Annotated in this window: 14 protein-coding genes; 9 read left to right on the forward strand and 5 right to left on the reverse strand. The window is 61.9% G+C overall.

Annotation, left to right across the window (positions count from 1 at the left end; genetic code table 11):
• Nucleotides 1-13: 13 nt before the first annotated feature.
• Complete coding sequence (locus tag QF092_RS13740) at nt 14-574, reverse strand: DUF3576 domain-containing protein (RefSeq protein ID WP_281464588.1); 561 nt, start codon at nt 572-574, stop codon at nt 14-16.
• A gap of 327 nt (nt 575-901) precedes the next feature.
• Here QF092_RS13740 and QF092_RS13745 point away from each other — a divergent pair, with 327 nt between their 5' ends.
• The 4 genes from QF092_RS13745 (at nt 902) to QF092_RS13760 (ending at nt 6,223) form a co-directional block, all read left to right on the forward strand.
• Nucleotides 902-1,849 carry a porin gene (locus QF092_RS13745; RefSeq protein ID WP_281464590.1) on the forward strand — a complete coding sequence of 316 codons (948 nt, stop codon included), beginning with the start codon at nt 902-904 and terminating at the stop codon, nt 1,847-1,849.
• Between the two features lie 139 nt (nt 1,850-1,988).
• Nucleotides 1,989-4,172 (forward strand): tetratricopeptide repeat-containing sulfotransferase family protein, encoded by a 2,184-nt coding sequence (locus QF092_RS13750; RefSeq protein ID WP_281464592.1) that lies wholly within the window; start codon nt 1,989-1,991, stop codon nt 4,170-4,172.
• A gap of 206 nt (nt 4,173-4,378) precedes the next feature.
• Entirely contained in the window at nt 4,379-5,452 is a 1,074-nt protein-coding gene (locus tag QF092_RS13755; protein WP_281464594.1) for a porin, read from the forward strand.
• A gap of 117 nt (nt 5,453-5,569) precedes the next feature.
• Nucleotides 5,570-6,223, forward strand: a complete 654-nt coding sequence (locus QF092_RS13760; protein ID WP_281469993.1) for a YggS family pyridoxal phosphate-dependent enzyme — start codon at nt 5,570-5,572, stop codon at nt 6,221-6,223.
• 27 nt (nt 6,224-6,250) lie between these two features.
• On the opposite strand, the gene QF092_RS13765 is transcribed toward QF092_RS13760, so the two are convergent.
• From QF092_RS13765 to ribA, 3 genes are read right to left on the reverse strand one after another with little or no spacing between them, the layout of a single operon-like run.
• A complete protein-coding gene (locus QF092_RS13765) occupies nt 6,251-8,134 on the reverse strand; it encodes an amylosucrase (RefSeq protein ID WP_281464596.1) in 1,884 nt (627 codons plus the stop codon).
• Between the two features lie 57 nt (nt 8,135-8,191).
• Entirely contained in the window at nt 8,192-8,656 is a 465-nt protein-coding gene (locus tag QF092_RS13770) for a L,D-transpeptidase family protein (protein ID WP_281469995.1), read from the reverse strand.
• 41 nt (nt 8,657-8,697) lie between these two features.
• Nucleotides 8,698-9,798, reverse strand: a complete 1,101-nt coding sequence (gene ribA, locus QF092_RS13775) for a GTP cyclohydrolase II (protein ID WP_281464598.1) — start codon at nt 9,796-9,798, stop codon at nt 8,698-8,700.
• A 168-nt stretch (nt 9,799-9,966) separates the two neighbouring features.
• On the opposite strand from ribA, the gene QF092_RS13780 reads away from it, so the two are divergent.
• Both QF092_RS13780 and QF092_RS13785 read left to right on the forward strand, forming a co-directional pair.
• Nucleotides 9,967-10,653 carry a response regulator transcription factor gene (locus QF092_RS13780; protein ID WP_281464600.1) on the forward strand — a complete coding sequence of 229 codons (687 nt, stop codon included), beginning with the start codon at nt 9,967-9,969 and terminating at the stop codon, nt 10,651-10,653.
• A gap of 435 nt (nt 10,654-11,088) precedes the next feature.
• On the forward strand, nt 11,089-11,400 hold the full coding sequence (locus QF092_RS13785; RefSeq protein WP_281464602.1) for a hypothetical protein: 312 nt from the start codon (nt 11,089-11,091) through the stop codon (nt 11,398-11,400).
• 79 nt (nt 11,401-11,479) lie between these two features.
• Here QF092_RS13785 and QF092_RS13790 read toward each other — a convergent pair whose 3' ends face one another.
• On the reverse strand, nt 11,480-11,836 hold the full coding sequence (locus QF092_RS13790; RefSeq protein ID WP_337250664.1) for a tyrosine-type recombinase/integrase: 357 nt from the start codon (nt 11,834-11,836) through the stop codon (nt 11,480-11,482).
• 164 nt (nt 11,837-12,000) lie between these two features.
• On the opposite strand from QF092_RS13790, the gene QF092_RS13795 reads away from it, so the two are divergent.
• The 3 genes from QF092_RS13795 (at nt 12,001) to QF092_RS13805 (ending at nt 14,131) form a co-directional block, all read left to right on the forward strand.
• Nucleotides 12,001-12,783, forward strand: a complete 783-nt coding sequence (locus QF092_RS13795; RefSeq protein ID WP_281464604.1) for an exodeoxyribonuclease III — start codon at nt 12,001-12,003, stop codon at nt 12,781-12,783.
• A 64-nt stretch (nt 12,784-12,847) separates the two neighbouring features.
• Nucleotides 12,848-13,078, forward strand: coding sequence for a WGR domain-containing protein (locus QF092_RS13800; RefSeq protein ID WP_420026463.1), 231 nt, complete (start codon nt 12,848-12,850; stop codon nt 13,076-13,078).
• 3 nt (nt 13,079-13,081) lie between these two features.
• A complete protein-coding gene (locus QF092_RS13805) occupies nt 13,082-14,131 on the forward strand; it encodes a saccharopine dehydrogenase (RefSeq protein WP_281464606.1) in 1,050 nt (349 codons plus the stop codon).
• The last annotated feature ends 2 nt before the right edge of the window (nt 14,132-14,133 follow it).

The raw sequence follows: 14,133 nt of genomic DNA on the forward strand, positions 1-14,133 counted from the left end.
GCGAAGAGTCGCCTTACAGGTTGCTGTCCTGAATCCGCAATTGGCGCGCCCGGGTCAGGATCGCATCTTCAACCGCGCGCACGGTTCCGGCATCCACAGCGCCACCGCCCCGCGATTGCAGCGCCACCTTCAGGCTGCGCGCATCCAGCGCCGGATCCTGAACATAGATCGTGGCGCGATAGGCCCGTCCACCACCCGGCGGCGTGCCAAAGCCCGTCACGATAACCCCGGTAAAGGGATCAACCGATTCGATTGGCAGGAAATTCAGAACATCCTGCGCTGCAACCCACAGATACTTGTTCACCTCGACGGTGGTGTTCGGGTCCGTGCCATTGCGGAACAGATCAAAGAAAGACGACCGGTTGGTCTTCGTCCCTTCGGCCCTCTCCAGTGCCGCGCGCTGCGCCTCGGCACGTTCGCGCCGCGCCAGCACGTCCTCAGACGGAATCGTCGCCGCCCCGCCGCCGCGCCGGAACAGGCCGCTATCGCCGCTTGCAATGCCAGAGCCGCAGGCGGACAGAGAGACAAGAACGCCGCCCATCAGCGCGACCCGTGCCCAGCGATGCAGGTTCATCCAGACCCCCGTAATCCTTATGGTCGTTGTCTAGCCCAGCCAATCCGGCGTGCCAAGGCTTTTCCCCCCGCGCAGGCGCGAGCGCACTGTTAACTATGCTGGCATCGCTTCCCGGTGCCCCCAGTTCCAAAGCGCAACGATCCCCCCTTCTGCGGCAGCAATTGCCGGGTGGGAAAAGTGACTGTGGCAAGACTGCACCACGATGGAGGGCATTAACCTTCGTTTATCGTCCATCGTTGCATTCCGGGGCGTTAAGATTGATGAACGTCTCATCCCCAGCCCGGATTCCCCTGGGTTGGGCGTTCCTTAAGACAACGAGGGAAAACGATGAAAAAGATTCTTCTTGCGACCACGATGCTGGCTGGCACCGCTGGTTTCGCCGCTGCCGAAGTGGCAATCTCCGGCTACGCTGAAGTCGGTATCTACAACTCCGACACCGCCGCTACCGGTGCTGGCTCGACCCAGTTCTGGACCGACGTTGACGTGACCTTCAAAATGTCGGGCGAAACCGACGGTGGCCTCGCTTTCGGCGTGTCGGTTGACCTCGACGAAGCTGGCAACCTGGGCAACAGCCTCGACAACAACGGCACCTCCGTGTTCGTTTCCGGCGCTTTCGGCAAGCTGACCGTTGGTGACACCGACGGCGCGCTTGACTGGGCCGTTGCTGACGCTGGTTCGCTGACCGCGATCGCCGACGACCACACCACCCACGCTGGCTACTTCGGCGCTGGCGGTCTGGACGGCACCTACGACGACCAAGTCGCTCGTTACGAATACTCCTTCGGCAGCTTCGGCATCGCCCTCTCGCTCGAGCAGGAAGACAACGCCGCTGCTAACTGGGCTGCGAACAGCGACCCGGTCTGGGGTGTCGGTGCAACCTACGCCATGGACATGGGCGGCACGGCTCTGCGCTTCGGTCTCGGCTATCAGTCGACCACCGTCGCTGGTGTTGACTCGGATGCCATCGGTGCGTCCATCTCGGCTGAATTCGCTGGCGGCTTCTCGGGCGTCATCGGCTTCACCAACACCGAAACCGGTGGTGTTGACACCGACCGTCTCGGCATCGGTGCAACCTACACCACCGGCGCTCTGTCGATCCATGCCAACTACGGCGAAATCGACACCGCTGGCGTGTCGAACGACTCCTACGGTCTGGCTGTGAACTACGACCTGGGCGGCGGCGCTGTTGTCATGGCCGGCTACGGTTCGGACACCGACTTCGCGACGGCTGGCAACCAGTCGACCTACTCGATCGGCCTCGGCCTGTCGTTCTGATCTGACGCAAGTCTTGATCTGATGGGAAGAGCGGGCCTTCGCCCGCTCTTTTCCATTTTGAACCACCCTTTTGCCCCATCGCTCGACTCGTTGCCGCCTACGCATTATGGCCGGGGGCCATCTACCGATCCGAGGTGCCATGCCATCCGCTCCGCTTTCCCCCGCCCAGATCAAGGCACTCTACGCCGATGCCATGGCGCTTTTGTCCAAGGGCCAGCCAGAGGCGGCGCTTCCCTTGTTCGGGCAGGTGATCGAGTCCAGCCCCAACCTTGCCGAACCCCGCTGGCAGGCAGCGCGGATTTACGGCGAATTCGACATGTTCGACCGCGCGCTGGAACAGGCAAGCATGGCCGTGCAACTGAAACCTGCTGAACCAGCGGTATGGTCCACTTGGGCGGATCTTGCAGCCCTGTCTGGCAATGCTGATGCCGAAAGAACCTTTCTCGACGCCATCAAGTCCGCCGATCTGCCTCCGCCCTTGCGAATCCGCCTGCAAGATCGGTTTGGGGCGCAACGCCAAGCCTCCCGCCCTGATATGACGGGGCTTCCCCCGCCCGTCCTTGCACAACTGTCCCGGCACCTGTCCGAAGGGGCCTTTGCTGCGGCACAGAAGGCGATTGCCACCCTGCTGCCCAAACACCCGAAATCCGCCGTCCTGCATGCGATGCTGGGCAGCACCTTCAGCGGCATGGGTCGCGGGGCCGATGCGATTGCCGCCCTTCGCATGGCCCAGAAACTAGACCCCTACTATGCCGAGGCATGGCTCAACGAAGGCAATGAATGGCGCCGACAGGAGCGCCCAGAGGATGCCCGCCGCGCCTACCGCGCCGCCATCGCCCGTGCCCCTGACCTTGAACAGGCGCTGGTCCTTTATGCCACCATTCAGAACCAGCAATCCCAATCGGCCAAGGCGCTGCCCTTTGCAGAACGCGCGGCATCGGCCTACCCGAAGTCCCTGCCCGCCCTTATCGCGCTGGGCAATACGCTGACCCTTCTGCGCAACCACACCCGCGCGGCCGAGGTGCTGGAACGCGCCGTCACCCTGTCGCGCCGCAAATCGACCGAGGCGATGGTGATGCTGGCGCAGGTCTACACCCACATCAACCGCGACGGTGATGCATCGGCCCTGATCGAACAGGTCCTCGCGCTCCGCCCTGATCACGTGCTGGCCCTGACTTTAAAGGGCAGCCTCTTGCAGACCGCAGGCGATTTCGATGCCGCGGACGCCGCCTTCAGGCAATCGCTTGCCCTCTCTCCAACGGATGGAGAATTGTTCCGCAGCTTTATCGTCGGCTACAAGGTCAAGCCCGGCGATCCCATCGTGCCACAGATGCAGGCGGCGATGGCCCGGTCCGATCTGACTGACCGGTCGCGCCTTTCCTTTGCCTTTGCCCTTGGCAAGGCGCTTGAAGATCAGAAGGACTTCGCGGCCGCCTTTCCCTATATCCGGCAGGGCAACGAAATTGTCCGCAAGCTGCATCCCTTCGATATGGCCACCCGGCGGGCAGAGGTTACGGCGGTGCAATCCGCCTTCCGCGATGTCGATTGGGCCGGGATACAGATCAAGGGCGCCAATAACAGCGCGCCGATCTTTGTGACGGGCATGCCCCGGTCTGGCACCACGCTTGTGGAACAAATCATCGCCAGCCATTCCCGCGTGACGGGTGCAGGCGAAGTGGCGCTTTTGCAAGCCGCCTGCCAAAAGCTGATCTTCACGCGCCCCGATCGGTATGACGACGCGCGCCGCCTGTCGGACATCCCGTCCTCCGACATTGCCGCGATGGGCCACGACTTTCTGCGCCAAATGGGCGAACGCTTTCCGGGCGCGGATATCATCACCGACAAGTCGATCACGACCTATATGTATATCGGTCTGGTCAAGCTTGCCTTGCCTGAGGCCCGCATCATCGTCGTGCGCCGCGATCCGCGCGACACGCTGCTGTCGATCTACAAGAACCGCTTCCCCGAAGGCACGCATCTTTACGCCTATGATCTGCGCGATCTGGCCGAGTACTATGCCACCTTCGTCGAGATGGTGGAGTTCTGGCGCAGCCAGACCCCCGACTGGTTCACCGAAGTCACTTACGAGACGCTGGTCGCCAACCCTGAGGCGGAATCGCGCCGCCTGATCGCCGCCTGCGGTCTGGATTGGGAAGAAGCCTGCCTGAACTTCCATCAGAATAAGCGCAAAGTAGACACGCTAAGCGTGTATCAAGTGCGTCAACCGATATCTGGGGGATCGGTCAAGGCGTGGCAAAGATATGAGTCGCAGCTTGCGCCGATGATCGAGGTGCTGCGGGATCGTGGCCTTTTGCCAGATTAAACGCAGCCTAAGCCTTTGAAAAATTAACATTTACTAACATAACCGCCTCGTTTCGGGGCGGATACGGCCTGTTGTTGCCGTCACTGTGGCGCGAATGCATCGTTAACTTTTGTTAATACTAAACCATTAAACCATAAGACTTTATCATGACGGCGGTGCGAGAGTAGGTTCCCGGCATCGGTTCTTTACCAGTAAGGAGAATACCAATGAAAAAAGTCCTGCTCGCGACGACCATGTTCGTCGCCGGCGCTTCGGTCGCCGCCGCAGATGTGACGTTGTCGGGCGATGGCCGCATGGGTGTCATTTCGTCCGGCTCCGACGACCCTCGCACCCCGACCATCGATGAAAGCGGCCTCGCCTTCACCTCGCGTGCTCGTGTCGCCTTCGGCCTGTCGGGCGAAACCGACGGCGGCCTGCAGTTCGGCGGTTCGTTCCGTGCGGACAACGCGGGTGGCGCTGCTGGCGGCACCGCCGGTTCCGTGTTCCTGTCGGGCGCTTTCGGCAAGATTTCGATGGGTGACGTCGACGGCGCGGCCCAGATGGCGACCGGCCACGTGGCTGGCGTCGGCTTCACCGGTCTCGGCGACCTGAACGAGTCGACGTTCCTCGGCGCAGGTGGTGCGAACCTTGTGACGCAGGCCTTTGCCGCCGGTCCGGATAACCCGCTTGAAACCACCGACCCCACCGTTCTGTACGAATACAGCTTCGGTGATTTCACGTTCTATGCGTCGCACACCAACACCCGTCCGGTGACCTCGGGGAACGCTGCGGCCAATACCGGTCTGAACTCGAACGCAACGGCGGCTGCTTTGGGTGCGAAGTACACCTTCAGCGGTTACACGATCGGCCTCGGCTATGAAAAGCTGTCCGGCTACATCGCTCCGGCTGGTGTCACGGTGGCAACGCCCCTCGTGACGGCTGCCAAGCCGCTTGACAATACCGACCTCGACCACGTCGTCCTGACGCTGGAAGGCAAGGTTGCAGGCCTGACTGTAAAGGGCCTGATTGGTCAGGCCTCCGGCAGACTGGCCGGTGTGAACATCAAGACCCCGGCCAACAACGGCAAGCAGTATGCCGCTTCGGCGACCTACACGACCGGCGCGCTTTCGGGCACGCTGTTCTATGCCGATGACTCGGCACTGGGCGGCACGGCGGCTCTCGGTGTCGGCGCGTCCTACGATCTGGGTGGCGGTGCTGCCATCACCGGCGGCTGGGCCCGCACCAAGGTTGCCGGTCGCGACTCGAGCACTGCCGACCTCGGTGTGACCTTCAAGTTCTGATCCTACCCGGATCGGAAAGGAAAGGGGCGGGCCAATGGCCCGCCCCTTTTCGATTCCTCGCTTCCCATCCCGAAAGCGCTATGATTCATGGCGCAAGACAGGGGAACGGAGGACATGATGGGTCTGTCAGACATCGCCAGTAAGATACGGGCCGCAGAGCAGGCGGCCGGGCGCGCGGCAGGCTCCGTCACCTTGATTGCCGTCTCCAAAGTGCAGCCGCTGGATCGTGTTGTGGCTGTTCTGGAGCAGGGTCATCGCGTGTTTGGTGAAAACTACGTGCAAGAAGCGGCGGGGAAATGGCCCGACCTTCAGGCCCGTTTCGGCAAGGTCGACCTGCACATGATCGGCCCCTTGCAAACGAACAAAGCCAAGGTGGCGGTCGACTTGTTTGACGCGATCCACAGCGTCGACCGCCCCTCGCTGGCCGAAAAGCTTGCCCGTCTTGCGCAGGATCGCGGGCGCTGCCCGCAACTCTTTATACAGGTGAACACGGGAGAAGAGGCGCAGAAGGCCGGCGTCCTGCCTGCTGAACTGGATGCCTTCCTTGCCGCCTGCCGGGGGATGGACCTGACAGTGGCAGGTCTGATGTGCATCCCCCCGGAAGGTGAAGACAGCACCCCTCATTTTACCGCACTGGCCGGGATGGCGGCGCGGAACGGCCTGACGGGCCTGTCAATGGGGATGAGCGGGGATTTCGAAGCCGCCATCGCGGCGGGCGCCACCCATGTGCGGGTGGGATCAGCGATTTTCGGCGCGCGGAGCTACGCCTGACGGGTAGGATGGGCAATACAGCCCATCCTACGCCAACCAAACCCGCGCATAGGGCGGCAGCACGATATTGCCGTGATGCGTCTCGACCGGATGATCCGACAACTCATCCCACAGCCGCGTTGCACCTTGGGCCCGCGCCCAAGCTTCTGGCACATGGGCCCAGCTTTCCGCAAAGTTGAACAGACAAAGCAGCGTCCCCGTCGGGGCATCGCGGCGGAAGGCAAAGACCTGCGCGCTTTCACATGTCACCACACGGATCGGGTACGCCGCATGCAGGGCTACCGTCGCCCGCCGCCGCGCAAGGATGTGGCGCAGCCCCAGCCAAACGCGTGAGGCATGGCTGCGCCCCTCATGCCGTGCCTCGGCTGCCGCCCAATCCATCCGCGGGCGATGGATCCAGCGGCTGTCATGGGCATGTTCCGGCACGTCAAGATAACCATAATCATTCGGAAGGGCGAGTTCGTCGCCCATATAGATCAACGGGATCCCGCCCCATGCCGCAATCAGGGCATGGCCCATCAAGACACGCTGCACCGCAAGTTCCGCCCCTGCCACGTCGCCCGTCGCCTCGGCCTGTTCCAGCCCTGCCAGGGCTGCGAATGTACCGGAAATGCGCTTGTCCCCCGTTGCCGGGTTCACCTGAAACAGCGTGCCGCGCGCGAAACTGCCGGGGAAGGTGCCGTCGTAGAAATCCGACAGAAAAGCGCGATGCGCAGGCCCGGAAAGGTTCAGTGCCGCAGCATCCTCATCCGTTACGGCCCAGCCGATATCGTCATGACAGCGGATATAGGTGGCATAGGTCGCATTGGTCAGCCGGTCGGGGAAATGCGTGCCCATCACATGCGTCATCAGCCGCGTGTCGCGGGTGGCGAGCGCCGACCAGAATTGCACCATCAGGCTGTTGTGATAGGCAAGATTGCCTTCCTTACCGTCATGCCGCCCACGCCCAAGATAGGGCAGCATCTCGGCGGGTGCGACGATGGCCTCTTCCAGATGCAGGACAGCGGGACATGCGATCCTGCACACCGCCCGCAGCGCCTGAAGCAGCATATGCACTTCTGGTTCCGATTGGCACCGGGTGCCCATCCGCTTCCACATGAAGGCCACGGCATCCAGACGCAGCACATCCACGCCGCGATTGGCGAGGAAAAGCATGATCTCGGCAATCTCAAGGAACACCTGAGGATTGGCCCAGTTCAGGTCCCATTGATGTTCGTTGAAGGTGGTCCAGACCCATTTCCCGAAGTCCGGGTAATGGGTGAAATTCCCCGGCGCGTTGTCGGGAAACACCTCGACCAGCGTTTCCTCATAGCGCTTTGGAAGATCGGGTGTGTCGAACATCAGGTAATAGTCCTGATATTTCGCATCACCCTTGGCGGCCTTTTTCGCCCAGGCATGCTCCTTGGCGGTGTGGTTCAGAACAAGGTCGACACAGACGGAAATCCCACGCTTACGCAGCTCCGCCGTAACGGCCTCGAAGTCCGACATCGTGCCATAGGCCGGGTTGATCGCGCGGTAATCCATAACCGAATAGCCGCCGTCGCTATCGCCCGGGCGGGGTTTCAGGCAGGGCATGAAATGGATGTAATTGACCCCCAGCTCCTGCAGATAATCCAGCTTTTCCAGAACCTTGGGCAGCGTTCCGGCAAAGCGGTCGATATAAAAGACATAGCCCGCCATGTCGGGGCGCTGAAACCAGTCGGGTTCCAGATCCCGCTTCAGGTCCAACCGCTTCAGATCGGGCGCGCGATCTGCCCATGCCTTCCGCATCGACTTGAGAAGCGCATCATGAAAGCCTGCATAATCCGGCCGTGCACCGTAAAGCGCCTCAAGCATCGGCCAGAGGTCCGGCGCACTGCGGGCAAGGCGCAGGTCAAAGATGTCGTCATCCGAAGATGGCGTGCGGGCCATGATGTCCTCCCCTATCGGGGGAACATTAGGGCTTCCAAAGCGGTTTGGAAAGCGGATTCAAAGGCGGATCACCAGACGGCTTTCATGGCGAATGCGGTTCGCGATCCAAAGCAGGTCTGTGCGCCCGAAAGCCACGCATCCCGCCGTGCCCCGCCGCGGACGCCGCCATGTATGGACGAAGATCGCCGATCCCCGGCCCGGTTCCGCCTGCGGCCAGTTCCAATCCGTCAGCAGGATCAAGTCATACATCGGATCGGGTCGCGTCAGCCGTTCATGCGACCAGCCATGCGGTGCCCGGACCATCAGGTTGTAGTCCGGGTCTTTCGGATCGTCCGACCACAGGTCTGATGGTCCGAAGGGCAGCGCCCAGTCGGGCAGTTCTGCCGCCGACAGCCGGTCGGGGCGATAGAGCATTCCGACAAAACGATGCACCCCGGCAGGCGTCGCCCCGTCCCCTTCACGTTTCATGCGCGCCGGAACGATTCCAGTTCGCCCAATGGAACATGGAAAGCTCCGCCCCATGAACCGCGCGCCCCAAGGGCCCACGACCAGATCAGACGGCTTCACAGAAGATGCCCCGACTTCGCAGCCTTGGTCGCCAGATAGGCCGCGTTTTCATCCGTCTTCCCCACCTTCAGCGGCACACGTTCCGCCACCGCCACGCCGCAGCTTTCCATCATCGCCATCTTGCGCGGGTTGTTGGTAAGCAGCCGGACCGAAGCAAAGCCCATCTTCCGCAGGATGCCGGCACCAATGCGGAAATCACGTTCGTCATCTTCGAACCCAAGGCGATGGTTCGCCTCCACCGTATCGAAACCCTGATCCTGCAACGAATAGGCGCGCATCTTGTTGGCAAGGCCGATGCCCCGGCCCTCCTGATTAAGGTAAAGCAGAACGCCCGCGCCTTCCTCGCCCATATGCGCCAAGGCTGCGCGCAATTGCGGGCCGCAGTCGCATTTCAGGCTGCCCAGAACGTCACCTGTGAAACAGGCGGAATGCAGCCTTGCCAGTACGGGCTGGCTGCGGTCGGGTCTGCCGATCTCAATCGCGTAATGCTCTTCCCCGCCATCCTCTGGGCGGAAGATATGAACCCTTCCCGCCTGCGCCGCCTGCATCGGAAGGCGTGCGTTGACCACCGGATGCAAGGGCGACATGCGGGCCAGCTCTGGGACGATCTCGGCCAAAGGCAGCAGGGTAAGGGCGTTCTCTTCCGCCACGGCCAAGCCATGCGCCACGGGCACCAGCAGGGCGGCGGGCAGAAGATGGGCGGATTTCACCAATTGCAGCGCGGCGCGGTGCAGGGCCGAGGACCCCTCGCGCAGGCTGCGCAACGGGCCCTTCAGCGGCACGCGCAGATCATCCGCCGGATCGGCCAGCGCACGCAGCCACTCTACTCCCATCCCTTCGGGCACAAGAATGCGCGCGATATCGCCGTCATAGGCGGGGGTCTTCAAGGTCTCGGCCCGCCGCGCCGTGAGCGCCAGTTCCGGCTGACCCAGCGCACGCAGGGCGGCAAGGCGCGCAGGCTCCAACGCCTCTACCGCCACGATCAACATCGCACGGCCATCCCCCGTCATTACCACAGGAACACCCATGCGCAGGTCGCCGCGCGCGCGGGCCAGCCGTTCGATGGGGGAGGGGGCAAGGGGGGCGGGTCGGGTCATATCTGGGTCCTCTGCCGCCCTATCTAGGTCGCGCCATGGGAAAAGTGAAATATTCCCTCGCAACTTGACACATCCGCGTGAGAGGACCGTCGCAATTCTTGCCGGAAAGGCGCGTCTCGCCAATGTGTTGCAAGACGAAGATGCCGCACAAGACGGACGGAGCTTGCAATGGGCACCCTAAGAAAGATTCTGCTGGTCGATGATGACGACGACCTGCGCGAGGCGCTGAGCGAACAGCTCGTCATGACCGAAGACTTTGACGTCTTCGAAGCCCGCACCGGGGCAGAGGGGATGGAAAAGGCCAAAGCCGGTCTTTACGACCTCGTGATCCTGGATGTGGGTCTTCCCGATACCGATGGTCGCGAACTGTGCCGCCGGATGCGCAAGGCTGGCGTGAAGTGCCCGGTCCTGATGCTGACGGGACATGATTCGGATGCTGATACGATTCTGGGCCTTGATGCCGGGGCCAACGACTATGTGACGAAGCCTTTCAAGTTCCCAGTGTTGCTTGCGCGCATCAGGGCGCAGCTGCGCCAGCACGAACAATCCGAAGACGCGATCTTCCAGCTGGGCCCCTACACCTTCAAGCCCGCGCAGAAGATGCTGGTCGATGAAAAGGAAAAGAAAATCCGGCTGACGGAGAAGGAAACCAATATCCTGAAGTTCCTTTATCGCGCGCAACAAGGCGTTGTGGCTCGCGACGTGCTGCTGCATGAGGTCTGGGGATACAATGCCGGGGTGACCACTCATACGCTGGAAACCCATATTTACCGCCTGCGGCAGAAGATCGAACCCGATCCGTCAAATGCCCGCCTGCTCGTGACCGAAAGTGGCGGTTACAGATTGGTGGCCTAAGGGTCTTATTGTCGCCGGATTCACTACCTATTTAGAGTTTCATGCGAGATTGATCGCATGAAGGGTTCCCCTCGCCGTGTCGGGGTTATGACACGGCATCCTCCCTGTTGGACTTGGCCGGGCGCAATGCCCGGCCTTTTTTTCTGCCGAATCGCTGCGGCCGGTATCTGTTTCCGTTTGGCTAACAATGGCGCAAGATTGTTGACTCACCCAATCGCAGGCTGTGCCGTTCTCTTTCATTGCAACCTGCCATCTGCGCGGGGTTGCACCTCCCTGTTGGACTGGACGCCCGGGCGCGCTTTGCCCGGGCATTTTTTCTGCAACCGCTCGCCACTTATACCTCAGTATATCGCGATAGGCTTTGGCGACCGCCCGAACCTCGCCTAAAAGAGCCTGCCGCCACCCGCTTGGCGGTCTGTTTCAGTGGAGAGTTCCATGCGTATCCCCGTTGCGGTCGCCGTCGCCTTGGCCGCCACCCCGGTCTTTGCCGAAGACCTCGTCTTCACCCTGATCAACGACAGTTCCCACACGATCGTCGAAATGAACGTCTCGCCCATCGACGAAGAGTTGTGGGGCGAAAACATCCTGACCGTCGACGCCGTCGAACCCGGCATGTCGGGCGACATCACCATCGCTGATGGCCTCGATGTCTGCGACTATGACCTTCGCTTCGTCAGCGATGAAGGGATCGAGGCAACAAAATCCCAGAACCTGTGTGAGATCAACACCTTCACGATCAACGACTGATCGCAGCCTGGCCTGTGTCAGGGCGGCCGGCCCAAGGGTCGGCCGTCACTGGCAGGATCGGCAAAGAAAGCCGCAGGGGTTAGTGAGGACGCGCCACCTGCGCGTTCCGTCCTGCCAAAAGGTCAGCCACGATCTCGACCCGTTGATGCAGCGTATCTGGCAACAGATGCGCATACCGTTCGGTCATCGAGATGTGGTAATGACCCAAAAGCTTCTGCACCTCATAGATCGATGCCCCGCGGTTGATCAGAAGGCTCGCATAGGTGTGCCGCAGGTCGTGAATGCGCACGTCCTTCATCCCCAAACGCTTGCGCGCCCGATCCCATGCCAGATGAAAGCTGGTATAGGGCTTATTGAAACGGGGATTGAGGAACAGATACGAATCCTGCTGAACCGGCAGGTCAAGCTGTTGCGTGCGGAATCCTTTGGATTTGATGAGAGCCTATCCAAAACCCGCCAATCGCCCAAGCCTTGGCACAGCGCGGCGGTGAAGGCCTGGGCGTCCGGACGATCGTTCGATCCGCCCTCGGCTTGCGAAGCCCGGCGCAGCGGCCTAGCTTGCCGGGCCGATCCCACGAATGACGCGCAAAGGTCAGCCTCATGAAAATCGCCACTTGGAACATCAATTCCGTCCGCCTGCGCGAAGGTCTGGTGGCGCGCCTGATGCAGGAAGAGGCCCCCGATGTGCTGTGCCTGCAGGAATGCAAAAGCCCTGTCGAAAAAATCCCGGTCGAGGCGTTTCAGGCCCTTGGCTATACCCACATGGTTGCCCGGGGGCAAAAGGGCTATAACGGCGTGGCGATCCTGTCCAAAATGCCGCTGACAGATGCGGGATCGGTGGATTTCGCGGGACTCGGCCATGCCCGCCACGTTGCCGCACGGCTCGAAAACGGGCTGACGATCCACAACTGCTATGTCCCCGCAGGCGGCGATATCCCGGAGCGGACGGAAAACGAAAAGTTTGGCCAAAAACTCGATTACCTCACCCATCTGCGCGACCATTTCCATGCCGAGAAGCCTGCGAAATCCATCCTTGTCGGCGATCTGAACATTGCGCCCCGCGAAGATGATGTCTGGTCGCATAAGCAATTGCTGAAGATCGTCAGCCACACGCCGATCGAAGTGGAACATCTGGGCGCCGCCCAGGATGCTGGGGGATGGGTCGATGTCACGCGGCAGGATATCCCGTCGGGCCTGCTTTATTCCTGGTGGTCCTACCGTGCCGCAGATTGGGATGCCGCGGATAAAGGGCGGCGCCTTGATCACATCTGGGCCACGCCCGATATCGCCGGGGCCGCGCATGGCAGCCGCATCCTGCGGCCCTGCCGCGGATGGGAACAGCCGTCCGACCATGTTCCCGTCTTTGCGAGCTTTGACCTCTGATCCCCTTTCGCGCGGCGATGGTTCTGCTAATCCATGATCCGCAACGGCAAGACGGAGCCGGACCGTGCTGACCTATCTCATGCTGCGCGACACGCGCCCGCGCCCCCGATTCTATCGGGTTGAGGTCAGCTATAACCTGTTCGGTGAATATTCGGTGCTGAGGGAATGGGGCCAGCGGGGCAAGCGTGGGCAAGCTCTGCTGGTATGGTTTTCAAACCTGCGCGAGGCCTGTCTTGCGGCAGAACGCTGGCGCAAGCGGGCAGGGCGGCGCGGCTATTGCGCCACGGAAGGATAAAGCATGACGCATCTCTGGGTCCGGGCGGAACAGCGTCCAAATGAAGAACGGGTCGGGCTGACGCCCGAAGGTGCTGCCGCGCTGGTCAAGGCAGGGCTGCATGTGTCGGTCGAGGAATCGTCGGTCCGCGCCATCCCGATCGATGGCTACAAAGCCGCGGGATGTGAGATCGTCGCTGAAAACCTGTGGCCCAATGCCCCGCGCGACGCCATCATCTTTGGCCTCAAGGAATTGCCCGAAGACGGCACGCCGCTCATCCATCGCCACATCATGTTTGGCCATGCCTATAAGGGCCAGCCTGCCGGGCGCGAATTGTTGAAACGGTTCAAGGCAGGCGGCGGCACTCTTTACGATCTGGAATACCTGGTCGACGAAACTGGGCGGCGCGTTGCCGCCTTTGGCTATTGGGCGGGTTTCGCCGGGGCTGCTGTCGCCCTGAAATGCTGGGCGGCGCAGCGGCGCGGCGGCATTGCGGGGCCAGTGGCCAAATATCCCGGCCGCTCCGCGCTGATCGCCGATCTGGAACGGGAAATGGCAGGGATGGCCCGCCCCCGTGCCATCGTCATCGGGGCGCTGGGCCGTGTCGGCACCGGGGCATCAGACCTCTGCACCCAGATGGGGGTGGCCGTCACCAAATGGGACATGGCCGAAACCGCGAGCGGCGGGCCTTTCCCCGAGGTTCTGGCCCATGAGATCTTCCTCAACTGCATCCTTGCCCGCCCCGGCTGCCCGGTCTTCGTTCCTGCCAGCGCGAAGACCGATCCCCGCGCGCTGACCGTGATCGGGGACATCGCCTGCGATCCGACCTCCGATTTCTCGCCCATCAAGGTCTATGATCGTGCGACGGATTGGGACGCGCCTGCGCTGCGCGTGGCGGAAGATCCGCCACTTGATGTAACGGCGATCGACAACCTGCCGTCCCTCCTGCCCGTCGAGAGCAGCGAGGATTACGCAGGCCAGCTTTTGCCCAGCCTGATGACGCTGACCGATCTGACAGCAGGGGTTTGGGGGCGGGCAAAGGTGGAATACGACCGCCATATCGCTACGCTGTGACG

The sequence above is a fragment of the Fuscovulum ytuae genome (assembly GCF_029953595.1).
Taxonomy (GTDB): domain Bacteria; phylum Pseudomonadota; class Alphaproteobacteria; order Rhodobacterales; family Rhodobacteraceae; genus Paragemmobacter; species Paragemmobacter ytuae.